This is a genomic window from Rummeliibacillus pycnus (genome assembly GCF_002884495.1).
In the GTDB taxonomy this organism is placed as follows: Bacteria; Bacillota; Bacilli; order Bacillales_A; family Planococcaceae; genus Rummeliibacillus; species Rummeliibacillus pycnus.
In genome coordinates, this window is the sequence record NZ_KZ614145.1 from 2,314,960 (window position 1) to 2,341,831 (window position 26,872).

Annotated in this window: 21 protein-coding genes; 8 read left to right on the top strand and 13 right to left on the bottom strand. The window is 34.7% G+C overall.

What is annotated here, in order from left to right:
* The first annotated feature begins 130 nt into the window (after window positions 1–130).
* Entirely contained in the window at window positions 131–892 is a 762-nt protein-coding gene (locus CEF14_RS11380) for an SDR family NAD(P)-dependent oxidoreductase (RefSeq protein ID WP_102692974.1), read from the top strand.
* A 60-nt stretch (window positions 893–952) separates the two neighbouring features.
* On the opposite strand, the gene CEF14_RS11385 is transcribed toward CEF14_RS11380, so the two are convergent.
* Entirely contained in the window at window positions 953–1,249 is a 297-nt protein-coding gene (locus CEF14_RS11385; RefSeq protein ID WP_102692975.1) for a hypothetical protein, read from the bottom strand.
* 32 nt (window positions 1,250–1,281) lie between these two features.
* Window positions 1,282–1,539, bottom strand: coding sequence for a hypothetical protein (locus tag CEF14_RS11390; RefSeq protein ID WP_102692976.1), 258 nt, complete (start codon window positions 1,537–1,539; stop codon window positions 1,282–1,284).
* Between the two features lie 343 nt (window positions 1,540–1,882).
* Between CEF14_RS11390 and CEF14_RS11395 the strand changes: the two genes are divergently transcribed.
* Window positions 1,883–2,257, top strand: coding sequence for a hypothetical protein (locus CEF14_RS11395; RefSeq protein ID WP_102692977.1), 375 nt, complete (start codon window positions 1,883–1,885; stop codon window positions 2,255–2,257).
* Between the two features lie 495 nt (window positions 2,258–2,752).
* Here the strand turns inward: CEF14_RS11395 and CEF14_RS11400 are convergent, their stop codons facing one another.
* Both CEF14_RS11400 and CEF14_RS11405 read right to left on the bottom strand, forming a co-directional pair.
* Window positions 2,753–4,168: an efflux RND transporter periplasmic adaptor subunit gene (locus CEF14_RS11400; RefSeq protein WP_102692978.1), complete on the bottom strand. Its 1,416-nt coding sequence runs from the start codon at window positions 4,166–4,168 to the stop codon at window positions 2,753–2,755.
* 15 nt (window positions 4,169–4,183) lie between these two features.
* On the bottom strand, window positions 4,184–4,846 hold the full coding sequence (locus tag CEF14_RS11405) for a hypothetical protein (RefSeq protein ID WP_102692979.1): 663 nt from the start codon (window positions 4,844–4,846) through the stop codon (window positions 4,184–4,186).
* Between the two features lie 542 nt (window positions 4,847–5,388).
* On the opposite strand from CEF14_RS11405, the gene CEF14_RS11410 reads away from it, so the two are divergent.
* Window positions 5,389–8,343, top strand: coding sequence for an ATP-binding protein (locus CEF14_RS11410; RefSeq protein WP_170061502.1), 2,955 nt, complete (start codon window positions 5,389–5,391; stop codon window positions 8,341–8,343).
* A 485-nt stretch (window positions 8,344–8,828) separates the two neighbouring features.
* Window positions 8,829–10,316, top strand: coding sequence for an alanine/glycine:cation symporter family protein (locus CEF14_RS11415; RefSeq protein ID WP_102692981.1), 1,488 nt, complete (start codon window positions 8,829–8,831; stop codon window positions 10,314–10,316).
* 619 nt (window positions 10,317–10,935) lie between these two features.
* On the opposite strand, the gene CEF14_RS11420 is transcribed toward CEF14_RS11415, so the two are convergent.
* The 7 genes from CEF14_RS11420 to CEF14_RS11450 all read right to left on the bottom strand — a co-directional run bounded on the left by CEF14_RS11420 (window position 10,936) and on the right by CEF14_RS11450 (window position 17,766).
* Entirely contained in the window at window positions 10,936–11,910 is a 975-nt protein-coding gene (locus CEF14_RS11420) for a nuclease-related domain-containing protein (protein ID WP_102692982.1), read from the bottom strand.
* Between the two features lie 221 nt (window positions 11,911–12,131).
* Window positions 12,132–13,055, bottom strand: a complete 924-nt coding sequence (gene rbsB, locus CEF14_RS11425; RefSeq protein ID WP_102692983.1) for a ribose ABC transporter substrate-binding protein RbsB — start codon at window positions 13,053–13,055, stop codon at window positions 12,132–12,134.
* A 15-nt stretch (window positions 13,056–13,070) separates the two neighbouring features.
* On the bottom strand, window positions 13,071–14,027 hold the full coding sequence (gene rbsC / locus CEF14_RS11430) for a ribose ABC transporter permease (RefSeq protein WP_211284600.1): 957 nt from the start codon (window positions 14,025–14,027) through the stop codon (window positions 13,071–13,073).
* The gene (locus CEF14_RS11435; protein WP_102692984.1) at window positions 13,993–15,489 is read right to left on the bottom strand and encodes a sugar ABC transporter ATP-binding protein; all 1,497 of its coding nucleotides are present in this window, start codon (window positions 15,487–15,489) and stop codon (window positions 13,993–13,995) included. Before CEF14_RS11435 ends, rbsC begins: the two co-directional genes overlap by 35 nt.
* A gap of 17 nt (window positions 15,490–15,506) precedes the next feature.
* A complete protein-coding gene (rbsD, locus tag CEF14_RS11440) occupies window positions 15,507–15,899 on the bottom strand; it encodes a D-ribose pyranase (protein WP_102692985.1) in 393 nt (130 codons plus the stop codon).
* 2 nt (window positions 15,900–15,901) lie between these two features.
* On the bottom strand, window positions 15,902–16,780 hold the full coding sequence (gene rbsK / locus CEF14_RS11445) for a ribokinase (protein WP_102692986.1): 879 nt from the start codon (window positions 16,778–16,780) through the stop codon (window positions 15,902–15,904).
* Between the two features lie 11 nt (window positions 16,781–16,791).
* The gene (locus CEF14_RS11450; RefSeq protein WP_102692987.1) at window positions 16,792–17,766 is read right to left on the bottom strand and encodes a LacI family DNA-binding transcriptional regulator; all 975 of its coding nucleotides are present in this window, start codon (window positions 17,764–17,766) and stop codon (window positions 16,792–16,794) included.
* Between the two features lie 1,074 nt (window positions 17,767–18,840).
* Here CEF14_RS11450 and CEF14_RS11455 point away from each other — a divergent pair.
* Both CEF14_RS11455 and CEF14_RS11460 read left to right on the top strand, forming a co-directional pair.
* Window positions 18,841–19,485 (top strand): hypothetical protein, encoded by a 645-nt coding sequence (locus tag CEF14_RS11455; RefSeq protein WP_102692988.1) that lies wholly within the window; start codon window positions 18,841–18,843, stop codon window positions 19,483–19,485.
* A 153-nt stretch (window positions 19,486–19,638) separates the two neighbouring features.
* Window positions 19,639–21,789: an alkaline phosphatase PhoX gene (locus CEF14_RS11460; RefSeq protein WP_102692989.1), complete on the top strand. Its 2,151-nt coding sequence runs from the start codon at window positions 19,639–19,641 to the stop codon at window positions 21,787–21,789.
* Window positions 21,790–21,959: 170 nt separating this feature from the next.
* Here the strand turns inward: CEF14_RS11460 and CEF14_RS11465 are convergent, their stop codons facing one another.
* Window positions 21,960–22,490, bottom strand: coding sequence for a DUF1643 domain-containing protein (locus CEF14_RS11465; RefSeq protein ID WP_102692990.1), 531 nt, complete (start codon window positions 22,488–22,490; stop codon window positions 21,960–21,962).
* 744 nt (window positions 22,491–23,234) lie between these two features.
* Window positions 23,235–25,019: a sigma-54 interaction domain-containing protein gene (locus CEF14_RS11470; protein ID WP_102692991.1), complete on the bottom strand. Its 1,785-nt coding sequence runs from the start codon at window positions 25,017–25,019 to the stop codon at window positions 23,235–23,237.
* A 160-nt stretch (window positions 25,020–25,179) separates the two neighbouring features.
* Between CEF14_RS11470 and CEF14_RS11475 the strand changes: the two genes are divergently transcribed.
* Both CEF14_RS11475 and CEF14_RS11480 read left to right on the top strand, forming a co-directional pair.
* Window positions 25,180–25,383, top strand: a complete 204-nt coding sequence (locus tag CEF14_RS11475) for a hypothetical protein (RefSeq protein WP_102692992.1) — start codon at window positions 25,180–25,182, stop codon at window positions 25,381–25,383.
* Between the two features lie 60 nt (window positions 25,384–25,443).
* Window positions 25,444–26,862, top strand: coding sequence for a cytosine permease (locus CEF14_RS11480; RefSeq protein WP_102692993.1), 1,419 nt, complete (start codon window positions 25,444–25,446; stop codon window positions 26,860–26,862).
* Window positions 26,863–26,872: the final 10 nt, after the last annotated feature.

Consider the following 26,872-nt stretch of genomic DNA (forward strand, 5'->3'; position numbering starts at 1 on the left):
GACAATATGGTAGGAGTATAGCAAAAAGAACATCATTGAAAAATACAATATTTCATACTTTTAATGATTGTTATTTGTATTAAACCGGTTACACTAATGATACTTTGAATGCTGTAGGGAGGTCGCTAACATGAGATTTAAAAACAAAGTCGTATTAATTACAGGTGCAGCTGGGAAAATTGGAACTGCGATTGCTCATTTATTAGCTGCAGAAGGCGCTCTTCTTGCTTTAGTTGATGTTAAATTGGATGCTGTTAAAAAGTTTTCGACTGAATTGAAGATTGACGATGAGCGTTTCATTATTTTAAAAGCGGATGTAACAAAAGAATCTGATGTTAAGGCTTATGTCGTCGCAACTATAGAAAAATTTGGCCGCATCGACTGCTTCTTTAACAATGCCGATATTGATGGGAAAAAGGCCTCCCTAACTGATTATCCTGTTGAAATGTTTGAAGCTGTGATGAACGTCAATGTGAAAGGCACATTCTTAGGCTTAAAGTACGTAATGATAGAAATGAAAAAAGCTGGCAAAGGTTCTATTGTAAACACTGTTTCTATCGAAGGTCTTTTAGGTGGTCATTGCATGGTTGCTTATAATACTTCAAAACACGCTGTAATTGGTTTAACAAAAGTGGCAGCTAATGAAGCTGCCGAGTTCGGCATTCGCGTAAATGTCCTAGCTCAAGGAAAAGTTTTACCGAATGGAAATAACGCAGAAGAACCTAGTAAACAAAAGGACGATGAAAACGAAGCATCTGAAATTAGAATTCCTCTTAGACGCACTGCTACTCCAAATGAAATCGCAAAAGTGGCCTTATTTTTACTTTCAGATGATGCTAGTTATGTAACAAACTCGATCTATACAGTGGATGGTGGCATCACCGTCTTCTAAGAAATTTTTCGAAACAAATGATAAAAAATGCCACTTTAATAGCGGCATTTTTTTATCACTTTATCTATATTCATTTTTATTCTGTTCAACTAATTGTTTATCAAGCATCTCAAATATCTCGTTATAACTAGGACCGGATTCGGCGTTTAGTCTTTTGACTTCATTAATATCCGTTCCAGTCCAAGTGTACTTTTTTGGCTCATCTAGATCTGGCATATCGTTCGAAGAAAATGTGTTTCCTGCATCATTATCTGCAATAATTTCTTTGATTTCATTATATGTTGGGCCAGATTGTGCATTTTGTCTTTTTACTTCTTCAATGTCCGTTCCGACAGATGTAAACTTCTTAGCACTCATTTACTCACCTCCTAAAACTGAAATGGTCATGGCTATTCTGCACTCATTTGATCTTCTGCATCATGATTCGTAGAATGAGGCACTTCACTTTGCCCCTGCGCTTCATGGATACTAAGTCCACCAGAAGAGAATATTGGTGGTTTATTATAGTTCACCGGATGGCTATAAGCGGAGGTTGCCGTTCCTCCAAAATCTGCAACAACTGATTTGATTGCATTATTCGTTACACTTGGATAGGTGCCTTTCCCTATAACCTTTTCAACGCCTGTATCAGACTGATCTTTTTTCATCAAATCACCTCCATTGTATATACTTTTATACTCCCACAAAAGAAAATTTTTATGAGAATGTTTATAGAAATCGTTTTAATTTTTAAGAGAAACTTCAAATGATTGAGGATTTTTTAAGGACATTAATTATTGATATCCCGGATGGGGATTAACAAAAAAACCGTTGATTTTCGGAGGACACTGAAAAAGTTGGATTTTTAGTTACTACACTTTTTAGTGCCTTGATTTTCGTGGAGAGATTTTTTCATTTGCTATGTGTTATGGACTAATTCTAATAACTAGTTATAATTTCTTACCTTTTTGGAAAGGATGTATTTAGCTTTTTAAGAAGGAGGTGGAAAAATTGATGAAGAAATTATTCAGTATTGTACTTGTATGTGCAATATCATTTCTAGCAGGATCGTATTATGCTATGAACAATCCTTCCACTCCCCTAAATAGTTGGAATAAAAATAGTGTTGAGTTATTTGCTTCTACACCTGCAACTTTAAATTCGGCTTTTGAAGATTTGAAGATTGTCTTCACTACATCAATGGATTATATTGATAGCAAAATAGACAACTTACTAACGCCGAAAAATGATGTTTCCAATAAAATAGAAAAAAATCAGCTTAAACAGGATAGCCGTTTACAAAAACCAACCGATGATTTGCAAAATATAGATGTTGATCACGAGGAAAAAGATAAAATGCCAGCGAGAGGCGGGATGGCAATTTGAGCAACATTCATCCTTTATCTAACATATAATCCCTTATCCGAAGTCGTTTCTTAAGGATAGGGATTTTTTGTAGTTACGTTCGAATTCGTAGCGTTACTGGCTGGGTTCCGAGAATTTACTTGCATTCTCGGGGGGTTTACTCGCGGTTTACGAGAATTTACTCGCGTTCTCGGATGGTTTACTCGCGGATTCCAGGAATTTACTCGCGTTCTCGGGTTTACTCGCGAATTCGGTTGGTTTACTCGCGCTTTCCAGGAATTTACTCGCGTTCTCGGATGGTTTACTCGCGGATTCCAGGAATTTACTCGCATTCTCGGGTTTACTCACATTCTCGGGTTTACTCGCGAATTCGGTTGGTTTACTCGCGCTTTCCGGGAATTTACTCGCGTTCTCGGTTGGTTTACTCGCATAAGGTTAATTCTTTAATGTCGTCTTATTTCCTAAAGAAAAAAATAGCACCTAGTTTCCTGCGAAACTAGGTGCTATTTATTTTAGCTACTCAAATAACCCCGTTAATATATATTTAGCCTGTTGTTTTTTAGTCATGCTCTTTAACTCTTTCTTTTGGAGTACTACCGTTTTGATTGGTGTGATAAAGTTTGATGTTGATACGAGTGAGATCGCGTCTTTGTCTTGAACAATTACATCATTTGCTTGAAGCCCTTTTACAACTTGATTTTTACCTCTATAGGCTACACCCAAAGTAATTGGATGTTTTTGAACAACACCGTTTGTAGTGAGCTGATATACATAATGTTTATTTCCAGATTTCCACATAGATTTAGAAGCAATGATTGGTACACCTGTTGCTTCGTCTACTGTTACTTGCATTTTCATGTTTGTTCCAACCAATAAAGGCTTATCTTCTTTGCCTGTATTTTGATTTTGCGTATCTGTTGGTTGCCCTGTTTGAGCTTGTTCAGTAGTAGCGTTAGTTATTTGCCCGTCTTTAGCTTGTCCATCTTTCTTCCCATCAACAGATGCAGATTCTGTGTTAGCTGTCTTTGCTTTCGAATCAGCATTCGCTTCATTTACTGCTTCTGTATTGAGCTTTACTAAAAATGAATACATAGGTACTTTATTTTTCTTTTTATCTTTAATCGGATAAGTGATAACTTTTGATACGGTCCCCTTGTAAGTTTGATCTGTTAATTTAGAATACAATGCTACTTGTTGACCGTTCATTACTTCTTGTACTTGTTTTGCTGGTACAATAGCCTTTACAACGGAATTCGTTGAAGCGATGGTCATCATCGGATCTTTTAAATCTGAGTTGATATTCACAATCTGCCCATCAACCTTACTTACAACATTTAAATCAGCTAGCTCTTTCTCCACTCTAGCTTTCTTTGCTTCATTTTCAGTTAAGGCTGCTTCAAGTTTTCCCTTTTCCACTTCTGCCTCTGCAATTTTCTCTTGAACATTTCCTTTCACAATAGAGGATACATCGACATTTACATCCAAACTAATCTTTTTGCTGTTAGAATTTGTACTAGTGTCTGAAGTTGCATTTGTATCAATTTGTTGTAATTGGGAAATTTCTTGATCAATACTGTCCATTTCACTTTGCACACGCTTTGCTTCATCTTCTAAATTCGCTTTTCTTTCTTCAAGCTTTTGTGAATCGTATGAAAATAAAGGAGTACCACTTATAACTACGTCTCCTTCTTTTACTAAAATTTCACCCAAAGAACCTTTTTGACTGTCAAAATACACATGTGTTTCAGTTTCTGGCTGTGTAACACCATTGGTATGTAATAATTTTTTTACATTACCTTTATTTACTGTTGTCCAATCACTTATGTTAATCGTTCGAGCGGCCTTACTATCTTCCTTTAATAAGAGGAAAAGATTACTCCCAACAAAAATAACGACAACTGCAGCAATAAGATACTTGCCCCATTTTTTCAAGTCTCTCATCCCCCTTTAGAAAAAGAATCCTATTTTGATATAAGACATAAAACTTGCAAAAATCCAATATAGTAAAAACAAAATACAGATAGCAGTTATTAGCTTCTTTTTACGAATTTCTACGATTCTGGATAAATAGTAGTACGAATATACGAACATAGCTATTCGGAATAATGTAATTTCCCCAAGGAAGTGAATAATTACTTCATTATTCGTCATATATTGTGCAATAATACCAAATGAAAAAATGTTAGAAGTTACATCAATATTTAACAATAAGAATAATGGAATCTGAATCATCTTTTCCATTAAGAAAATACCAAATACATTCATTTGAGCGATGACTAATTTGCGGAATCCACCATTAATAAATGCAAAATAATATAATGCACTTCCAAAAAGAAATACACATGGAATTAAAATCCCTTGCAATAATCTTCCGACTAAAAATAATTGTTTTCTTGCCTCAAATGCGTGATGGCTAATACTTGATAAATCCTTTGATAGCGACTCAGTCCCTATTCCAAATGCTCCGCTTACTACATATACGCACATACTTATTACAAAAAGTATCAATATATTTAACTTATAATAAGAATAATCTTCAGCCTCTTGTAACATAGTACGATACTCTTTTGGTTTAAAAATCCCCTTTAACGGTTGTACCTTCAAACTCATGTTTACTTCTCCTTTTAATCATGATGGCTTAACATTAAAATCCCTTCATTATAGGCCATCTCATTTCTATTGCTGAATTTATTCCTTAAAAATGCGGAATAGCCACTACATCTCTAAGTACTTCCCCTCATTTCTACTTGTACCCTAATCCGAATTAATCGTTTAGTGTCTCTAATCTATCAACTAAAAATTTGTTAATAGAAATACAGAAAGCCCTGTAGAGAGGGTTCTCATAACAGAGCTTTTTTAAAATACATTATGTATTTTAGTTAATAGTTACAGTCTCATTTCATTCTTCCCTCTTATTTTAGTAACATATTGAATAACTTGTCAACACTCTACTAAGCTAATTTTACGTTAAAAATTGTTCAGTTTTTGTAAATTAATGTTAGTAAATTAATGAAAAAGTCAGCATTTTAATACTTACTTCTAAGTTTTTTATTCGGATGATTCTTGTAATGCAACTACCTAATTCTGCTATTAACTGTAATATTTTTGCTATACTAGACTTATTACATACCATAAAGAACTGGAGTAATGAAATGAAAAGAAACAAATGGTTAGGTAGAACTTTTTATATCCTATTATTTTTAACTATATTGGCATGTGGGAGACTTGCATGGCTAAACTACTTTTACCCTGAAACACAACCAAAAGCTACAAATGGTGAACTAAATATTCTAAGCAATTTAATAGATCAAGATGCTCTCATCTATTTACAAGGTGAATGGCTAGTTTACCAAGATGTAAAAAAAGATCAAATGCATCATCTATCAAAACAGAATAGCCGATTAATTACTACAAATGAGAACACCATGTTAACAGGTACTTCTGCTGTTGCAGAAATAATATTACATACAAAGAAATCATTCGATTCAAAACAATTAACACTGCGCATTCCAAAGAGTCCCTATAGCACCACTACTTATGTAAATGGAAAGGAAATAGCAAAATCTACAAATAAAAACAAAGGGCAATATGATGATTATTTGGTGTCTTTCACTCCTAAAAGCAGTGATATTAAAATTGATCTATTGGTGCAAGGAACCGAAAATTTACAATTTCCATTTTTCAGCAAATCCATTGTTCTAGGTACATCTGATGCCATTCATTCAGCCATCAATTTTAATAAATTATTGATATTAATCATTATCGTTACACTTGTTCTCAATAGTTTGTATAGTCTAATTGTTTATTTTTTCGTATTTCGTCATAAAAGTGTTTTCTTATGCGCACTAGCCTTCTTATTTCCAATCTTAGATGAATTATATCGAGTTGATCAAAGAATAAATACTTGGTTGAATATCAGCCCTACAACTGAACTTAGAATTTCTTCAATGTTTTTTATTCTTCCAGCTTTATTCTTCGCAATTGTAATTCATTCGATTATAGCTGATCAAGAAGTAAAGTATTATCGATTCATCATAAAATGCTATATTTTAGGAATTTTGAGTATTATCTTTGTACCGACACAATATTTCTCACTTCTTAATCTATTCCTTTATAGTTTATATATTGGATCATTCATCTATCTTTTCTTGTTTATTCGAAAAACTACTCGATTAACGGAAACAGAAATCATATTTTTATTATTTACTGTATGCGCCGCTACATCCGGTATAATTTGGGATTATATTAAATCTAAGCTGTATTTTGATATTCCTTTTTATCCAGTTGACTATATTTGTATTGAATTGGGGTTTGCTGGTTTTTGGATCTATCGTTACTATTTAAATCAGAAGAAAGTAGACTCTTTAGTTTCACAATTAAAAAGATCCAATGAAATGAAAGAGGAGTTTTTAGAAAGTAGTTCACAAAAACTCTTTGCACCTTTGAGCAAAGTAATGATTTTAGCAGAACATATTAAAGACAATCCAGCAAATAAATTAACACAAACAAGTATAAAACAACTAGATGATCTTTTAAAAGTTGGTCAAGGTATGTATTTTTCTTTGAATGAAGTTATTGACTATACGAGGATAAAAGAAAACGTTTTAACCCATGAACTAAACCCTGTAAACCTTAATGGTGTACTCCATCATGTCACAAATTTATTGCAATACATTACAGATTACAGTCAGACCAATATTCAAGTCCATATTAAACGTGACTTTCCATATGTATTAGCCGATGAAAACAGAATGATTCAAATGCTATTTAACTTACTCTATTACGCAATAAAAAATACGGAAAATGAAACTATTAAAATTAGTACTACCAATAGCAATAATAAAGCCGTATTAAAGATAATAGGCGTTTCCATCAATGACGATAAAAATGAAGCATTAATCAATAATAACGGTGAAAGTATGAATTTAAGTTTATTTGTTTGTCAAAAATTAGCCGAATTACAAGGAGGAAATTTACAAATAGATGAAAATGAAGATAAAAAAGTTGATTTAGTTTTATCATTACAACTTGCTGATGAGGCAAATATAATTCCAACAGAAATTAACCTTGAGCCTACTTATGGAGAAATGAAACACGAAGCATCTATTAACATCTTAGTCATAACGGAGTCATTAGAGGAAATTCAACTAATACGTGCAGTCTTTTCTACAGATGAGTACGCATTACATTTTGCTCGATCCTCTGATCATGTAATGGATTATTTGAAAGAACGTGAATGGAATTTAATTATAATCGATTCAATTCTTTCTTCTCAATCTGGCTATTCTTTTATAAAGCAAATTCGTGATAAATTCTCAACAGTCGAATTACCCATACTTTATATAACAACCAGACAAGATTCACTGGAAGCCAATAGCTGCTTTAAGGCTGGTGCTAATGATTATATGATTAAACCACTACAGCCAATTGAATTAAAAAACCGATGCCAGGCTTTAATAGAAATGCAATTAAATGTAGAAGAAAAATTATCATTAGAATCTGCTTTATTACAAGCACAAATTCAGCCACATTTCTTATTTAATACACTGAATTCTATTGCTTCATTGAGTAGAACTGACACTGAAAAAATGATTGATTTATTAATTACTTTCGGTGATTACTTGAATGCCAGCTTTAACCCTAGAAATACACAGAGACTTATTCCATTAGATGAAGAATTAAAACTTGTACAATCATATACCTATATTGAGGAACAACGTTTTGCTCCTCGATTAAAAGTTGACTGGGACATAGATTCTGATGTAAACGCAATGATTCCGCCTTTTTCTTTACAAACACTTGTAGAAAATTCAATTCGCCATGGTATTCAGAAAAAAATAGAAGGTGGTACGGTCAAAATCATGATAAAGAATGAAGAAAATGATGTTCTGATTAGCGTTATTGATGATGGTGTAGGGATACAACATGAAAAGTTAGCGACCATATTTGAAGAAACTCATAACCGTGGCATAGGCATTATCAATACCAATAAGCGCTTAAAACAAAGTTATGGCGAAGAGTTACATATTCAAAGTGAGTATGGAAAAGGAACAAGTGTATCTATGAAAATCCCTAAAAAGATTCCTTTATTATCGACGCAAAGTTGATGGATGTTGAATGGTCATATTAATGGTCATATCAATAAAAACTCGGAGATCCTTTTGACAAAGGAACTTCGGGTTTTTATATGATTATGAGCAAACCATAGAGTAAATTGTAATTTCTGACCCTATTCTCTAAGAAAGAAAAAAATTGCTACAATTATGTAGATTGATTCGTTCAGTATTGCTATAAAGACATAAAAATTTTGCAGAAAGATTGAGAAAATTATTGAATGAATAAGCTTCCTTAATTAGTTGACGTTTTATCCAAAATACTTTATGAAAATAAAGAAAAACTGAACAAGAAAAAATCGGTTCAAAAGGATTAAAAGTAGATAAAAATATGTATTCATAAGTTTAATTAATACCAGTTATTTTACTTATAAGTAAAACTATCATCATAAAAAAACATTTTTCTACAAATATATATTGAAGCTTCTAAATAATCAGAATATAATTAATTTTATATCACAATAATGGGGTGAAGTTTTATGGAGGAAATGTTAACGAAGATTAATGCTTGGCTATGGAGCCCAGTACTTATTTATGGGATTTTAGTAGTAGGTTTAATCTTTACATTTAGTACAAAATTTATGCAAGTCCGCTTCTTTAAAGACATGTTTGTACAGTTGGCGAAAGGTGAAAAATCGTCCTCTGGTGTATCTTCTTTTGAAGCATTATCAATGGCACTAGCAGGGCGTATCGGGGTAGGGAATATTGCTGGTACAGCAACAGCAATTGCTTACGGTGGCCCAGGCTCGATCTTCTGGATGTGGGTGTTAGGATTTATCGGTGCCGCAACCTCTTATGTCGAATCAACACTTGCTCAAATTTATAAAGATGAGAAAGACGGCATCTACCGTGGTGGCCCAGCATACTATCTTTACAAATTTACACAAAAGAAATGGATTGGCATGATTTTTGCTGTTGTCGGTGTAATTGCTATGGCTGCATTAATGCCATCTATTCAAGCAAACTCAATTGCGGGTGCTATGAATAATGCATTCCATATCCCTGCATGGATTACTGGTGCATTTTTAGTCGTGTTGATTGGTGTCATTATTATTGGTGGGGTTAAACGTATTGCAACAGCTGCTTCCATTATCGTTCCATTCATGGCGGGAATGTATATTTTAATGGCAATAGTTATTATCATTTTAAACTTCGATAAAATTCCAGAAGTATTTAGCTTGATCTTCTCAAGTGCATTCGGTCAAGATAAAATGTTCGGTGGAATTTTAGGGGCAGCAATTGCTTGGGGTGTAAAACGTGGTATCTACGCCAATGAAGCAGGACAAGGTACAGGTCCTCATCATGCAGCTGCTGCAGAGGTATCACATCCAGTTAAGCAAGGTTTCGTTCAAGCTTTCTCAATTTACTTTGATACTTTCTTAGTATGTACAGCAACAGCCTTTATCATCTTATTTACAGGAGCTTACAACGTACAAAATGAAAAAACAGGGGCATATTTAGTAGAAAATATTCCAGGCGTAAATCCAGGTGAAGCTTATACGCAATCAGCAATTGAACAAGCCTTCCCACTTGCAGGCTTAGGTTCAGGCTTTATCGCCATTGCATTATTATTCTTTGCCTTTACGACGATTATGGCCTATTACTATATCGCAGAAACAAACTTAGCCTTTATGATGGAAGGGGCGAAGCTAAGAATTTCGATTCGAATCATGCAAGTAGTGTTCTTAGCACTATTATTCTTTGGATCCGTAAAAACAGCTTCAACTGCTTGGGCACTTGGTGACACTGGTCTTGGTTTAATGGTATATGTCAACGTTATTGGTTTATTGTTCTTATTAAAGCCTGCATTAATAGCTTTGAAAGATTACGAAGAACAGAAAAAACAAGGCTTAGACCCTGTCTTTGACCCTCGTAAATTAGGAATTAAAAATGCAGATTATTGGGAAAAACGTGTAGACGAGATGAACAAATTAAATACACAAACATCCCTTCGTAAAGAAAGCTAATAGATTTAAAACTTTGCATTAAGTGTCAATATAATATTTGCTTATGTGAACTATCAGTTTAAAAATGTAGTACATTAAGGCCTTAATATCCGTCGGAAATTAAGGCCTTTTGTATTTGATTTGAATGCTAAACTATACTTTCTTTAAATACTAACTAAAGAAAATGGAATTATTCAAATATTATTTAACCCGCTTTATTTGCTACGAATCAATATGCATTGTAGTTTACTTAATAGATTCTTTGAATGAACATGAGTGGAATCTAGATCCAATGCTTTTATAATTACTTTATAAAAAGATATAAAATAACAGAAATGTGGATACAATTCAAAATTTCGTGGATAACATGTCTCGAAATCGCGGATTGCCTTAACCTAAGAAAAAATACGCAAAAAAGATTCCAGCCTCATAAGAGACTGGAACCTGCATTGTTCAATATTGTGTGTACCAGACACCGTTACTTTTTCGCACTACTCATCGACCTACTTGCACCACTCGAGCTCTAACTTGCACCACTTACAGCTCAACTTGCACTACTCGGCTTGTCTTGCACCACTCATAACTCGGTTAGCATCACTGACCTTTTAATCTTTCATTAGCAAAGAGATTATTGTAGTTTCTATTTAAACAGGGCTTTTTTATAGTCATAGTGATAGAGTCTAGAACTGGTATTTCCAGTAGTTACGAGATTCATATTTTTTAATATTCTCGTAATGGTGTTTCTTGAATCTATTTGAAGTAGTTCGCAACATTCTCGATTAGAAATGCTTGATTTAAAGAGTAAGAACCAATCATAAAGTGTATATTCAATTGCTTTATGTATTGATTTTTGGCATTTATTGCAGATCCATGTTCTTTGAGTTTTACGTTGTCCACTCCCACCGCATGGGCAAATGATTCCTGTTCTAAAATGTTTGATTGGTATATTATATTTTTTGGATAAAGGAAAGTTATTGAATGGTGTATGTTCATTTTTAATTGTCTCAATAATATGTTGAAATTGTTGTAGAGAGAAAAGGTTGGGGTGTTGGTCTAGCCCCTGCAAAAATAAGGGAATTTCCCGAGGACTAAGTAATCTTACTTTTGTTGGGGAATTTTCGATTAATACTTGTTGATTAGGCAGAACGATTGCTTTTTGAATGGGGATGTTCAGATTGAAACGCTGCTGAAGCCAATATTGTAAACTATCTGCAGCTCTTTTCACCTGCTGTTGTGGACATGGATAGCTATAAGTTTTGCCATTAATCATTTGATGCAACGAATAGGGGTTTTCGTTGAATTTTAAAGAACCTCTGAGATTTTTCACTTCAAAAATGCAAAGAAAGCATTGAGTAGCAATAAGCGTATCTATTTCAACATGCCTATGAGGCGAAACCCTTAGCTCAACATTAGGCAAGACATGAAACGGTCCTCTGAAGTGGGTTTCCTTTATGAGTTGATCTACTCTTGCTTCTCCTTTAAAGCCAATCTGGAGATTCTTAAAATCTTTTTCAATTTCCACCCTTTTTGATGAAGCAGGATTTATACGGATCAATAATCGTTGATAGGCAGAAAACAGCAATGATTTAGATCTTGTTTCGATAATTGCTACCAACTCCTAATAATATATTTTTAACTATATATTAACATTTTTATACTATTATTCAAGTTAATAGAGTCCATTTTAGTTAGAAAGTGATAAGAGATTATTAAACTTGCACTACTCATCAATCTACTTGCACTACTCGGTCTGGCTTGCACTATTCAACCTTCTTTTCCATCAAAAAAGCCACACTTGTTCTCCAAGTGTGGCCCTCTATTTCAATAAATCATCTATTATTTTTTAATCAATTCAAGATCAACTGGAATAGATTTTGCTACTTTTTCACCTTTCAGTGATTTTACAGCTGTGTCAACTGCGATTTCACCGATTTGAGTTGGTTTTTGTGCAATTGTTGCAGCCATTTTGCCTTGTTTAATTGCTTTTTGTGCATCGTCAGTAGCGTCAAAACCTACAACTTTGATGTCTTTATGAGCAGCTTCGATTGCTTCAAGTGCACCTAGAGCCATTTCGTCATTTTGAGCGAATACACCTTTGATATCTGGGTTAGATTGAAGAATGTTTTCCATTACTGTTAAACCTTCAGAACGGTTGAAGTTAGCAGTTTGAGATTTTACTACTTTTAAATCTTTATCTGCAACTTTGTGGAAACCTTCACCACGGTCACGAGCAGCAGATGAACCAGCTACACCTTCAAGTTCAGCAACTTTTGCACCTTTACCTACTAATTTTTCTAGGTATTCGCCTGCCATTTGACCACCTTTTACGTTATCTGATGCGATGTGTGATACAACTTGTCCACCATCAGATGTACGGTCAACTGTGATTACAGGAATATTCGCATCATTAGCAGATTGTACTGCTGAAGCAACTGCTTCTGAATCTGTTGGGTTAATGATGATTAAATCTACTTTTTGTTGGATCAAATCTTCAACATCAGAAGCTTGTTTTGAAGCATTATCTTGTGCATCTACTACAGTTAGATTCACTTTATCTTTTTTCGCTTCGTCTTTTGCACCTTCAGATAATGTTACGAAGAATGGGTTATTTAATGTTGATATTGACATACCAATTTTCATATCGTCAGTAGATTTTTTTGCAGCTTTGTCAGATGATGCGTTATCACCATTTGGTGACATTGAACATGCACCTAGTAGTAATGAAGCTGATAGAGCTAATGTCCATGATAGTTTTTTCATTGTATTGATACTCTCCTATGCTGTTTTTTTACGGTCAAGAAGAACCGCGATTAATATGACGACACCCTTCACAACTTGTTGGAAGAATGAAGATACCCCAATAAGATTTAAACCATTATTTAGTACACCGATGATTAAGGCACCCACTAATGTACCGAAGATCCAACCACGACCACCGGTTAATGAAGTACCACCTAGTACAACTGCTGCGATGGCATCAAGTTCATATGATTCACCAGCAGTTGGTTGAGCTGAGTTTAGACGTGAAGTTAAGATTAAAGCAGATAGCGCAGCAAGCATACCTGTAATTGCATAAACAGCGATTGTCACGCGGTCTACGTTAATACCTGAAAGGCGAGATGCTTCTTCGTTGCCACCGATCGCATAGACGCGGCGGCCAAAAGTTGTTTTACGTAAGATAAAGTAAAGAACAAAGAATGCCACAATCATAGTGACAACTGGTACTGGAATTCCTAAAAAGTAGCCTTTCCCAAACATTTGGAAAGCCATTGAATCCCCAAGGCCAGAGACTGGTTTACCATCTGTATAAACAAGTGTTAAACCCCGATAGATTGTCATTGTTGCTAAAGTTGCGATGAAAGGAGCAACTTTCCCTTTTGCAATGATGACACCATTGACAGCACCAAGCACTGCTCCTAGTGCTAATCCGATAATCATTGCTAAAATTGGATCCATTCCGCTAGCAAGCATACCAGCACTAATGGCACCAGTTAAAGCTAGAGTGGAACCGACTGATAAATCGATACCGCCAGTTAAGATAACAAAAGTCATCCCGAATGCGATTAACGCACTAACGGATACTTGACGAAGTACGTTGAAAATATTTGTAGCTGTTAAAAAGCTAGGACTCATAATCGAAATGATAATGATGATTAAAAGGAGTCCTAGTAATGGTCCAAGTTTTTGGATTAAACCTTTAGATTTGGACAACTTTGTCACCTCCAGTGGCATAATACATAATTTTTTCTTGTGTCATTTCTTCTTTTGCGACTTCACCAGTGATTTTACCTTCATGCATAACTAACACTCGATCAGCCATACCGATAATTTCTGGTAACTCTGATGAAATCATTAAAATCGCAACACCTTGTTCTGCAAGGTCATTGATAATTTGATAAATTTCTTTTTTGGCACCGATATCGACACCACGAGTTGGTTCATCAAGTATTAAAATTTTCGGTTCATCACCTAACCATTTAGCGATTACCACTTTTTGTTGGTTACCACCACTTAATGATTTTGCTGTTTGTGCAGCACCAGATGTGCGAACGCCAAGCTTTTTAATAAGCTTATCTACAAAACTCGTTTCCTTTTTACGATCGATAATGCCTAATCTAGATGCTTTATCTAAGTTTGTTAGCATAATATTTTCTTTAATCGAAAAATCAACTACTAACCCTTCCGTTTTCCGGTCTTCTGTTACATAGCCAATACCATGTTTTTTCGCTTGAATTGGGTTGGAAATTCTTACTTTTTTGCCATCGATGAAGATTTCACCTTTGTTCATCTTGCGATAGCCAAACAATGCTTGTACAACTTCGGTACGACCAGCTCCCATTAAACCAGCAATACCAAGTACTTCACCTTTTCGAAGTTGGAAGTTAATATCATCACAATATCCATTTCTTGTAAGACCTTTCACTTCAAGCTTAACATCACCGATTTTAGCCTTTCTTTCTGGGAATCGGTCCCCTAGTTCACGTCCAACCATCATTTTCACGATTTCATCAAATGTTGTTTCTTTAATCACTCGAACACCAATATACTGACCATCTCGTAAAATGGTGATGCGATCACAAATAGCAAAAATCTCTTCCATACGGTGTGAAATATAGACAAACGAAACACCTTGTGATTGTAATTTACGAATGGTTTTAAACAACGTTTCGATTTCACGATCTGTTAGAGCAGCTGTCGGTTCATCCATAATAATTACTTTGGCATGTGTTTCAATTGCTTTGGCAATTTCAATAATTTGTTGTTTCCCAACAGATAGTTGTCCTGCAGGTGTTTTGACATCAACATCTAATCCAAGTTGGCTTAAAATTCGGCTTGCTTCTACATTCATTTCTTTTGTCTTTAATATGCCTGATTTACCAATAGTTCGTTCATTTCCTAAAAATAAGTTTTCTGCGACTGTTAAGTCCGGTAAAATATTTAGCTCCTGATGGATTACGGCAATCCCCATTGCTTCTGCTTCTTTAGGTGATTTAAAATGAACTTCTTGTCCATCTACTTTAATAACGCCTGCATCTCGTTCGTAAATCCCAGTTAAAATTTTCATAAGCGTTGATTTACCAGCGCCGTTTTCACCCATTAGGGCATGAATTTCTCCATCTGCAAGGGAAAATTGAACACCCTGCAACACGACATTTCCGCTAAAAGCTTTATCAATGCCTGTCATTTCAATCATGTGATCTCACCACCTCGTTAAAATATAACGCCTGATTGCAAAATGATATTTGCAAACGGTGTTGCTTCTCCAGTACGAATAATAACTTTTGCTTTAGATGAAAGTTGCTTAAGTTCTTCATGACTTACTGTTTCAATTGGAACGTAAAGAACTTGCTGAACAAGACTGTGTAATGCCGTATTTTGGCGTTCCATTTCTTGTGCGATGACAGCTTTTTCAGCTTTAAAATCATCTAAAACCACTTCTAAAATATCCGCGAAACTTGGTTTTCCTAATGTATAAGCCAAATCTATACAAGGAACACCATCTGGAATTGGTAATCCACAATCGGCAATCATAATCGTATCCGTGTGACCAATTTTGGCAAAAATCCCAGCTAGCTCACGATTTAAAATTCCATGTTTTTTCAAAATTATTTTCCTCCCAAGCGACTTTCCACCATTTGAAGCGTTGGCATTCCACCTTGTGCTCCAAATTTTTCGACTGATAATGATGCTGCGATATTCGCAAATCGAACTGCCTCTTTAAGAGACTGTCCAGATGTAAGTGCATAAGCTAAGGCACCATTAAATGTGTCACCGGCACCAGTCGTATCCACCGCTTGTGTCTTAAATCCTTCGACGAAAATATGCTCTTTCCCATTAAAATAACGAGCACCTTGAGAACCAAGTGTGACGATTAGTTTATTTGGATATTTTTCTAATGTGCTTTCTAAATCACCTGGGAAAATATCTGCACATTCGGTTTCATTTGGTGTGATATAGGTGATCTTCTCCATCCAAGTTGGGTCAAAGTTTTCTGATGGAGCAGGATTTAGTAATACTGGTACATCAAGTTCCTTACAAAGATTTAATGTATAATGCACTGTTTCTGCTGGTATTTCAAGCTGCATTATGACCATTTCACTTTGTCCAATAATTTCTTTAGCTGCATCAATTTCAGCTGATGTTACAAAACCATTGGCACCCGGAACAACGATGATTCGATTATCATTTTGATAGAGTAGTATATTGGCAATACCAGTAGCTGCTTTTGTTGTAGTAGATACATATTGTGTATGAATGCCTTCATCTATTAAATTATTCGTAAGTTCTTGCCCAAAGCCATCCTTACCAACGACACCTACCATTTGTATGTTTCCACCAAGTCTTGCCGCTGCCACAGCTTGGTTTGCACCTTTACCACCCGGTACTGTTTCAAAACGATTTCCTAAAACCGTCTCACCTTGTTTAGGGAAAATTGTTGTATCAACTACTAAATCCATATTGATACTGCCTATTACGGTAATCATGACATCTCTCCTTACATCGTAGAACCTCGAACAACTAATGTTGCGGGTAATTCAATTAAATTATTTTCTATTACCTCATCTTCAATCTTTTTTATAAGCAATTCAGTAGCAACAGTCCCCAACTTATAGATATCTTGTGCGACAGTTGTCAATTCTGGCGTTAGCAGTTTGCCAATACTGATTCCATCAAATCCTACTAATTGAAGATCACCAGGAATTTGTATACCTAGTGAATGCGCTGCTTTCATCGCACCAATGGCTGATGCATCACTTGTCGCAAATATCCCGTCAACTGTTTCATGTGTTTTGAGAAATTCGAATGCTTCGCGTTCTGCTTCATCAAAATCAAATAAACTTGTAATCACATCTGTTTTTATATTGGGATAATGACTGATTGTTTCTGTAAAGCCTGTCATTCGATCTTCCGCAACATCTAGTCCAATTGGTCCGCGCATACAAAGTATGTGCTTACATCCTCTTCCTATTAAATATTCCGTTGCGATCTTCGCACCATCAACATTGTTCGTAGTTACAGTTGGAATAGACGGGTCTAATCGTCTGTCGAGAGCAACAATTGGTAATTGAATACTTCGGTAATAGTCCGCTTCGAGATGATTGGTCGTTACAATAAACCCTGCAGCATACTTTTGCTGAAGTGATTCTATATAATGAATTTCCTTTTCTTTCTGTTCTCCCGAATTACACAGCACAACTGTATAGCCATTTGCAAACGCTGTATCTTCTACAGCACGAGCTAACTCAGGAAAAAAAGGATTGGTAATATCCGGTACAAGTAAACCAATAATATTAGTTTTCTTTGTGCTTAATGATCGAGCGAGTTGATTGGGCTTATAATCTAACTCAGCAATAGCCTTTTCGATTACTTGTTTTGCATCGTCACTAACATAGCCTTTACCATTCAAGTACCTGGAAACAGTAGCAACAGAAACGCCTGCACGCTTCCCTACATCCTTAATCGTTACCATATTCCTCCTCCTTTGCAGTTGTGTGTAACCGATTACATGTGTAATCGATTACACAATAATATACTGAAATTCTATCAATATGTCAACACAATAAGAGAATTATGTCATACTAAATGTTACTTTTTTATAAACAGGCATAGTTTAGGGGTTAAATTTTAGTATTTATAGTAATTCAGGGGATGTTTTTAGGAGTTTTTATTAAAAAAAATTTCACGTTTTATATTTTTTTATGAAAATTTATTTAATAAGGATATACTATTTATTGATTAGTACATATCAATACTTGACTGAAATTGTGGCGTTAAATTGTTAACTTATCCATTTTGAATGATAATTTGTTTGGTGTGAAGTTTACTCGCGTTCTTGGTTGGTTTACTCGCGTTCTCAGGCAATTTACTCGCGTTCTCTACTCTTTTATTCGCGAAAAATATATTTTTATCAAACATCATAAATAATTATCATCTTATTTATCTGGTCACAAGTTGGTTAGTTCAGTGATCAAGTTTTTTTATCTCAAATAATATATATTTGATTTTCTTGTTATTTATTCACTCTATATCTTTGTGAGAATGACTGATTTTATTTTTACTCGCGTTCTTGGCCGATTTACTCACGTTCTCCTTTGATTTACTCGCGTTCTCAGGCAATTTACTCGCGTTCTCCACTCTTTTATTCGTGAAAAATATATTTTTATCAAATATCATAAATAATTACTATCTTATTTATCTTGTCACAAGTTGGTTAGTTCAGTGATCAAGTTTTTTTCATCTCATATAATATATATTTGATTTTTTTGTTATTTATTCATTCTATATCTTTGTAGAGAATGACTGATTTTATTTTTACTCGCGTTCTTGGCTGGTTTACTCACGTTCTCCTTTGATTTACTCGCGTTCTCAGGCAATTTACTCGCGTTCTCCACTCTTTTATTCGCGAAAAATATATTTTTATCAAACATCACAAATAAATACCATCTCATTCATACTGATATTTATTTGTCATAAATAATTGAGGAAGTAAGGGAAACAATATCATGTAAGGATTATCTTTCTGTAGAAAGAAGGAGGAAGAAAAATGAGACTTATTTCAAAAATAGTCGTACTGATTATTACACCTATTATATTATTGGTCAGTTTAGGATTTCACGATCCGTCATCAGTCTTAGCCTCTCCAACGCCTCCAAAAATCACGATTAAAACATACAAAAACAACAAGAACTTTCAGTATGCCGTCATTAGTGGTAAGGATTATGATGCAGCGAACTATCAAATGTTGAAATACGTGGCAAGTATCTACGAAGCTGATCAAAAATTAAAAAATGAAAATCCACAGTATTCCTCCTATAGCATCAGCAAAGTGATGTACAATCAGGATGATAAAATTAGTATTTCTTATATTAATGCATTTTATAAAGATGGGGTTCAGGATGATGTGACGATGACGGTATTCAATTTTTATAAAGGAAAGAACATTACATTAAAAAAAGCTTTCAAAGATACCAAATCGTATAACGAGGCAAATAAATATGTGAAAAATTACATCGAAAATCATCCATATCTGTATCCATTAGCTGATCAAAATACTAAAATGTACAATCACCAATTCTATTGGACTCCAAAAGGAATGAATATTGTGTTCGATCCGAACGAATTGGATTCTATTGCTGCAGGTTTTAAATATGTCCCCGTTCCAAAGAAATTTTTAAAATACAAAAAGTGATATAACTCATTTTAAGAAGAACGCTGTAGAATTTACTACAACGTTCTTTACTTATAAAAAACAATCTTTAACATCCCCTTAATATTCCATTAATAGTTATTATGTGTAATTGTTATAGGAAGACTATTAATTTTTCAGGAGGATGAATGATTTATGAATATGAAATTTGTTAAAAAAGGTGCTGCTGCAGCTCTAGCATTAGCTATTGCAATCCCAGCTATTACACCTTCACAAGCAGCTGCTAAGGAACAATTAAAAATTGAATCGGTTCAGTTCAACGGAATGCAATCCCCTACTACAATTGATCAAATGGTGAAAACATATACAACTGCTTCAGTTAAGGTGAAATATAGTAATGGAAAAGTAAAAACATTCCCTCTTTCTTATAAAAGTCTCTTTAAATCTGAAGATCCTGTAGCAACCGTTAAAGGTGAAAAAGTCCCTGCTGGCACGCCAATTGATGTTAATGGCGATCCAATTGTTGACCCAAGTGTTTCTGGAAACAAATATTTTGTGTCAGATGCTCCAGACTCAAACAGCCTTTTGAATCCTATTGACGGGAAGCTTTTCATGGTTACGCATTATGAATACCAAACAATTGATGCTTCTGGTAAATCTGCATATGGTTTAGTTCCAGCTTCCATGTCTTTAACGGAATTGGAACAAAACAAGAAGAATGGCGAACTTAAGGCTAAAAAAGTAAGCAAAATTGACTTTTCATCAGTGAACGGTCTTTGGATTCCTTGTAACGGATCATTATCACCGTGGAATACACACTTAGGCTCTGAAGAATATGAACCAGACGCACGTCTATTCTTAGATCCAAATTCTCAAACACGTAGTCAAGTTGAAACATTTGCAGGATTTTATTTTAAAGATAAAACAAAAGCAAATCCTTATTTCTACGGTTACTCACCTGAAATTACAGTAAGCAAAAATGGCGAGGCTTCCGTTGTGAAGCATTACAGTACAGGTCGTTTCTCTCATGAATTGATGAAAGTAATGCCTGATAACAAGACAGTATTTTTCGGAGATGATGGTGCAAATACAGGAATGTTCATGTATGTAGCGGACAATGCAAAAGATTTATCAGCCGGTACATTATATGCAACTAAATTTAAACAAACAGGTACTGAAAATGGTGGTTCTGGAGACCTTGAATGGATCCAATTAGGACATGCAACAGACAAAGAAGTGAAAGATATTATTGATAGTGGCATTAAGTTCAGTGATATATTCGAAACTTCAGATGTTCCAAAAGATGGATTTAAAGCCATTAAACAATATTCATATGGTAAAGTTGAATACTTAAAATTGAAACCTGGTAAAGAAAAGGCAGCAGCATTCCTCGAAACTCGCCGTTATGCCGCATTACTTGGTGCAACTACTGAATTTAACAAAATGGAAGGCGTCACACTGAATGCTAAGGATAAAAAAGTATATATCGCTATTTCCGATCAAAGTAAAAGTATGGAAAAAGACTCAACCGGAAAAGACCCCGTAGACGATATTCAATTACCGAAGATTAAAGCTGGCGTAACCTACCAATTAGATTTGAAAAAAGACCAAAAAGATAGCAAGGGTTCATCTATTAATAGTTCCTATGTTGCTTCTTCCATGTCTGGTTTAGTTGTAGGTGAAGATCTTCCAGCAGCTGATGCGTATGGTAATACAGCAAATGTGGACAAAGTAGCAAATCCAGATAACTTAAGTTATTCTGAAGCAATGCGAACACTATTTATCGGTGAAGATAGCGGTAATCATACAAATAATTATGTCTGGGCTTATAATGTAGATACGAAAAAACTTGATCGAATTTTATCCATACCAGCTGGAGCTGAAGCAACAGGATTATTTGCAGCAGACAACCGTAATAACTTCCCTTATATCTTTAGTAATTTCCAACATCCTGGAGATGAACTCGATACAAAAGCAATCACAGCCGTGAACAAAGCTGAACTAGAAAAAGCCATCGATACACAAATCGGTATTAACAAAACAGGTGGTATCGGCTACATCTCCGGTATACCTTCTTTAGTGAAAATGCCAGATTTTGCTGCACCTAAAATGCCAACTGTGAAAAAAGTAACTCAAAAAACAACCTCTGTAACTGGTAAAACAGAGGCCAAAGCTACTGTATTCATCTATAGTGGCAATAAGTTACTTGGAAAAACAGTCGCTAATTCAAAAGGTGATTACAAAGTGAAAATCAAAGCTCAAAAGAAAGGTACTACTTTAAAAGTTCATGCTCAAGACAATGCTGGTAACAAAAGTAAAGCTACTACCGTTAAAGTAAGTAAATAGAATTGAAATTGGAGGAGGCTACGAATCACTTCGTAGCCTCTTTTCATTTTCTAAGTTGGTTGGGCTATTTAGGGCTTGTTGTGTTTCGTGGATTGGTTCATTTTTGATTCGCCCTACAAACTAAAACCTTCTAATAGATTGTCTCTATTAGAAGGTTTAGGTACCAATTCTTAAATTCGAACATTTTGATTCTCTTGGTAATGATATTCTTTAAAATGAGTGACGGCTTTTATGCAGATTGGATGCATAGGGTAGCCGTATGCATCCGTATGAAGATAATGCAGATTTTTACCGTTATCCTCCATGTATTTTAGAATAGAATAGTTTGCATTAAACCATGCCCCTTCCTTTCCCCATGCAGCGATTATCATGTCTGTTTCGTCAATCGATTGCTTTACAATGTCTATATTTTGAGGAATTGTACGAACATTAGATTCTAGCAATTTTTCAGGAGTAGCGGTTCGCAGAGAAAATAAGTTTACAATAATTATCGAACCATACCCATTATAAGAAGCAATTTTAATACATGTATCAATGGTTTGATCACATTTATCTAATTCAACTGAACTCGGGTTTAGCATAATATACAAACATTCTGGCAGGTTCTCATCCCATGTACAAATAAGTTTTAATCGATGCTGTTTCGATTCATCGTACATAACTTTTACAAGCTCGTTCGATTTCCACGGTCTCATCATCATTATCAACCACTCCGTTTATGCAGTTATTCTATATAAATTTTTTGTCTCCATATATTTTCTAATACTTTTCATAAGAGACTTACTATAATTTGAAGGACCGGTTACTATAAACCCTATAATTGATAGTGGTTTCATTTTCTTATCTTAATCTCCTCTGTCTTTTCTCCTCCTACCCCATTCAGCCGATTTGAACTAATTTTCTTTACTTGATTTTAATATTATCTAATAATACAAACTAAAATTCTACAAATAATTTTTCTATTCTACTATTTAGAATTCCTAAAAATGCGAATAATTAAGTGCTAGCTATTGCCCAAAAACCACCTAACAAAAAAGGAGGCCACTAAAAAAGTGGAGTAACACAAAAATTCACAGTATTTATCTACTTTTGACTGAAAGTGGAATTAGCTCCGCTTTTCGCGGGCGAACTGACGAGCCTCCTCGTTCCTGCGGAGTCTCGTCTAGTTCGTTTTCCCACAGGACATTGAATGAACTTCACTGAATGAACATCGCACGAAGAAAATGCAAATGCATTTTCTAGGACTCTACGCTAATTCCACTTTCAACTAAGATTGTAATACAAGATTTTTATGATAAAAATCTTGCTATTTTTACTTTTTCAGTTACCTCCTAAAAAGTTTGTTAGATGTTGAATTGTCATGTTCAATTTTCTTTAAAATTTAAAATAAAAACATTGGTATAATAAAAAAATTCAAGGAGTCTTTGAATCTTCATTGTCTTTGTTTATACAACTACATTTAACTGTTTTCCTAACCGTTTTAATTCTGCCGTTATATAAGATTGACTATAATCATAGCCAATTATCGCTTTTACATCACCTTCATCAGTTATTAGAGGTGCAAAGCATGTTTTCCAAGATCCGTAACGGTCCTCATAAACAGATGTAATGGAAACATTTCCTTTAAAGGCATCATTGGCAGCATTCATCACTTCTGTTGGACCTAGGTATGCTTCACCAATCTCCATAACAAAATCATCACAAGCTGACACATGTACCAAATTCCCTTCTTTACTCATCTTAAATACATATACCCAATGAATAATACCTTCAAGACGTTTTATATCCGTTAGTTTTTTTGTCAGCAACTCTGTAGCCTTACACTTTTCATCCTCAATAGCTTGTTGAACCAGCTTTAATGGGATTGTGACAGCTGTTACGATGGCAATCGATCTTAACCTTTTATCTAACTCTTCTTCTAGCACTGCTCGTTTGGTTTTAACCGGTAATTGTTCTTGTTGCCGTATTTTTTGCAACTTGCGACTCATTGTTGGTTGGCTAATCCCTAACATATCAGCAGCTAACTTTGGCGATTTATAGCGAGTCATTGCCATTTCGATTAACTCTTTCTCTACTAGATCAAACGCATCTTTTAAAGGTAAAACTTGTGAGAAAAAATGATTAATTTTAGTCGGCTTCTTTTCTATATTTAGAATCTCTAAGATTTCTCTACTTGTTATAATCTCTGTTTCCGTTAAAACAACTAGACGTTCTATACTATTTTCTAGTTCACGAACATTCCCTGGCCAATCTTGAATGCATAGATAATCCACAGCATCATCGGTAAAGACGACGTTTAAATTATATTTGTGATTAAATTTAGTAACGAAATGATGGATAAGATCAGGTATTTCTTGTACACGATTCCGTAGAGCAGGAATTTGAATAGGCACAATATTTAAACGATAAAATAGATCTTCTCTAAATTTTCCTTCTTGAACAAGTTTAGTTAAGTTCTGATTGGTCGCTGATACAATTTGAACATCAATTGGATAAGCCTTTTGACTACCGATTGGCGTCACTGTACGCTCTTGAAGTACGCGAAGTAACTTTACTTGCATTGGAAGTGGCAGCTCTCCGATTTCATCTAAAAACAAAATGCCCTGATCAGCTTGGCGAAATTTACCGATACTTCCTCCTTTGGATGCACCTGTATAAGCACCCTCAACATGTCCAAATAATTCATTTTCAATTAAATTTTCTGGAATTGCGCCACAGTTAATCGCAACAAATGGTCCCTTTTTTCGCATACCTGACAGATGAATCGTACGTGCAGCCATTTCTTTTCCTACTCCTGATTCTCCTAAAAGTAGCACAGTAACGCCCGTTGTAGCCGTTTTACGTAATTTTTCATATACTTCATACATTTCAGGACTATTTACGATAAACGGAAAATCAGCTGAAATTGGTTTATATAATTTATTTTTACGATTACTATAATTCTCTACTTTACTATATGTGTAGATGTACTTAGTTTCGTATGTTAAAACTTTTGTAATGATCTGCAGTCCTGTTTTCGTCTTTTGAAGAAATGATTGCTTTTCTTTTTCTTCGATCAATGAAAAAATTGCTTTCTCAAAAACTCTCATCTCTAATTCTTGAATAGTATGTAAGATTGTCCCCTCAAACAAAAAGCTATTATGTCCTACCAAAAACTCTTCAATTGCACCAGTACTATCTGCAATTACTACACCATCATATTGTTGTAATACAAATTGCTTCCAGTCCATTATCTATTCACTCCGTTCAATTTCAGATTTGAAAAGCTTTTTCAAAATTGAATAGTAAAAAGTTTTTAATTATTGAAATAATCTAAATTTTCAATTGGCATGTTTCTTGCATAATTATTATGTAGCTGTCAAAAATCTTCACATAAGGAGGTGATGCAATGTGACAGAATTTACAAACAAATCACCAGAAAATCTTGTAACGTGCTCTCTACAAAATCGACTAACAGCTGAACTCGAAAAAAAAATCGATGCATTTGAGCAAGAAGAATCGCAATACAGAGGCGATTTTCGGTTGATCGATACGCTAGATGTGTTTATCTTCATGGCTTTTGTAGGACTTTTCTTCATTATAACAGTAATTTAAAGATAAATTATCTAAATGTAAATAAAAATAACATCGAAAAAGTACAAAGGGGGTCAGTATTTGTCTAAAGAAAACTCGAATATAGCCAATGATGTTGCTCTTGGCTATTTACCAACAGACAAAAAGGGAAAAATTTTCGGTTTGTGGGATTTAATCTTGGTACAAGTAGTGATTGGATTATCCGCCTTTGGACTTTTAACAGGTGCATATACAGGAAGTATGTTGAATGCAAAAGATTCAATAGCTGTCATCCTATTTGGAAATGCTTTTCCGATGTTTTTAATCGCACCGATTGTTTTACTTTTTGCACGCTATGGAATTGATACATTTATCGGTTTTCGAAGTTCACTTGGCTATTTAGGAGCCACTCTCTTCTTCTTATTATTTCTCGTGTTAACGCTTGGTTACATATCTGTTGCGTTATTTATGTCAGGGCAAATACTTGTCGAACTAGCTACTTGGCTTGGATTACCTAAATTCTTCATAGATTCTACAACTGGAACACCCTTTTTTTCAATTATTTTATTTTTTGTCGCCTTTCTCGTAGCATCTAATGGACCAATTGCTATCAAGAAATTTAACATCTTGGCTGTTCCTTCATTTTTACTATTTTTAGCAGGATTACTTGGAATTTTAATGTTCAGTTCTCACATCCCAGCCATTCGTTCACTTATACCATCCGAACCATTAGACATGAAATCACAATCTTTTATGACTGCACTTGAAATTAATATTGGTATGGGATTTTCTTGGTTACCCTACCTTGGACAATATGCTCGCCTAGCAAAAAACGGAACGAGTGCCTATAAAGCTAGTTTTTATAGTTATGGCATGATAATCTGCCTTGCAGCTTTGGTTGGTGCTCTAGCAACATTAGTAATTGGTACGATTGATCCAGCTTCTTGGATGTTTCCAATAGGTGGCACTTATCTAGGAGTTGCTGGCTTACTTCTATTAACCTTGGCAAATGTAGGTGCGGTTATTTTCCTAATGTACTCACAAGCAATTAGCTTTAAAACAATGTTCCATTCAAAGTCTTGGAAATTCTCGATGAGTACAACAATTCCTGCAATTCTATTACTCATTAGTCCAACTTTCTATAATGCATTTGGTTCATTTATGTCATTTATCTCCTTTGTAATGGCTAGTCTAGGAGGAATTATTATCTCCGATTACTTCTTTATCAAAAAACAAAAAATTTCACTTCGTGAGCTCTATAACTTGAAAGGTGACTACTACTACTATAAAGGTGTTAATCCATCTGCTGTAATAGCAGTTAGCATCAGTACGATTGTGTACTGGTCTTTATACAATCCGCTCACAATGGAATCTAGCAAACTCTTTTTGTATTTATCAGCAGGGCTTCCAACCTACTTTGTGGCTCTTGTGACTTATTATCTCTCTGCAAAATATGTATTTAATTTCGCTGTTGATCATTCAACAGCATTATCAAAGATTCAACCTACTAAAGATCATTAAAAGGAGGAAA

Excerpts from the sequence above, each read along its gene's own strand:
- CEF14_RS11460 (WP_102692989.1), top strand. The coding sequence starts at position 19,639 with ATGAATATGAAATTTGTTAAAAAAGGTGCTGCTGCAGCTCTAGCATTA.
- CEF14_RS11415 (WP_102692981.1), top strand. The coding sequence starts at position 8,829 with ATGGAGGAAATGTTAACGAAGATTAATGCTTGGCTATGGAGCCCAGTA.
- CEF14_RS11470 (WP_102692991.1), bottom strand. The coding sequence starts at position 25,019 with ATGGACTGGAAGCAATTTGTATTACAACAATATGATGGTGTAGTAATT.
- CEF14_RS11380 (WP_102692974.1), top strand. The coding sequence starts at position 131 with ATGAGATTTAAAAACAAAGTCGTATTAATTACAGGTGCAGCTGGGAAA.
- rbsK (WP_102692986.1), bottom strand. The coding sequence starts at position 16,780 with ATGATTACCGTAATAGGCAGTATCAATATGGATTTAGTAGTTGATACA.
- CEF14_RS11455 (WP_102692988.1), top strand. The coding sequence starts at position 18,841 with ATGAGACTTATTTCAAAAATAGTCGTACTGATTATTACACCTATTATA.
- CEF14_RS11410 (WP_170061502.1), top strand. The coding sequence starts at position 5,389 with ATGAAAAGAAACAAATGGTTAGGTAGAACTTTTTATATCCTATTATTT.
- rbsB (WP_102692983.1), bottom strand. The coding sequence starts at position 13,055 with ATGAAAAAACTATCATGGACATTAGCTCTATCAGCTTCATTACTACTA.
- CEF14_RS11385 (WP_102692975.1), bottom strand. The coding sequence starts at position 1,249 with ATGAGTGCTAAGAAGTTTACATCTGTCGGAACGGACATTGAAGAAGTA.
- rbsC (WP_211284600.1), bottom strand. The coding sequence starts at position 14,027 with ATGCCACTGGAGGTGACAAAGTTGTCCAAATCTAAAGGTTTAATCCAA.
- CEF14_RS11465 (WP_102692990.1), bottom strand. The coding sequence starts at position 22,490 with ATGATGATGAGACCGTGGAAATCGAACGAGCTTGTAAAAGTTATGTAC.
- CEF14_RS11390 (WP_102692976.1), bottom strand. The coding sequence starts at position 1,539 with ATGAAAAAAGATCAGTCTGATACAGGCGTTGAAAAGGTTATAGGGAAA.
- CEF14_RS11405 (WP_102692979.1), bottom strand. The coding sequence starts at position 4,846 with ATGAGTTTGAAGGTACAACCGTTAAAGGGGATTTTTAAACCAAAAGAG.
- CEF14_RS11450 (WP_102692987.1), bottom strand. The coding sequence starts at position 17,766 with ATGGTAACGATTAAGGATGTAGGGAAGCGTGCAGGCGTTTCTGTTGCT.
- CEF14_RS11435 (WP_102692984.1), bottom strand. The coding sequence starts at position 15,489 with ATGATTGAAATGACAGGCATTGATAAAGCTTTTAGCGGAAATGTCGTG.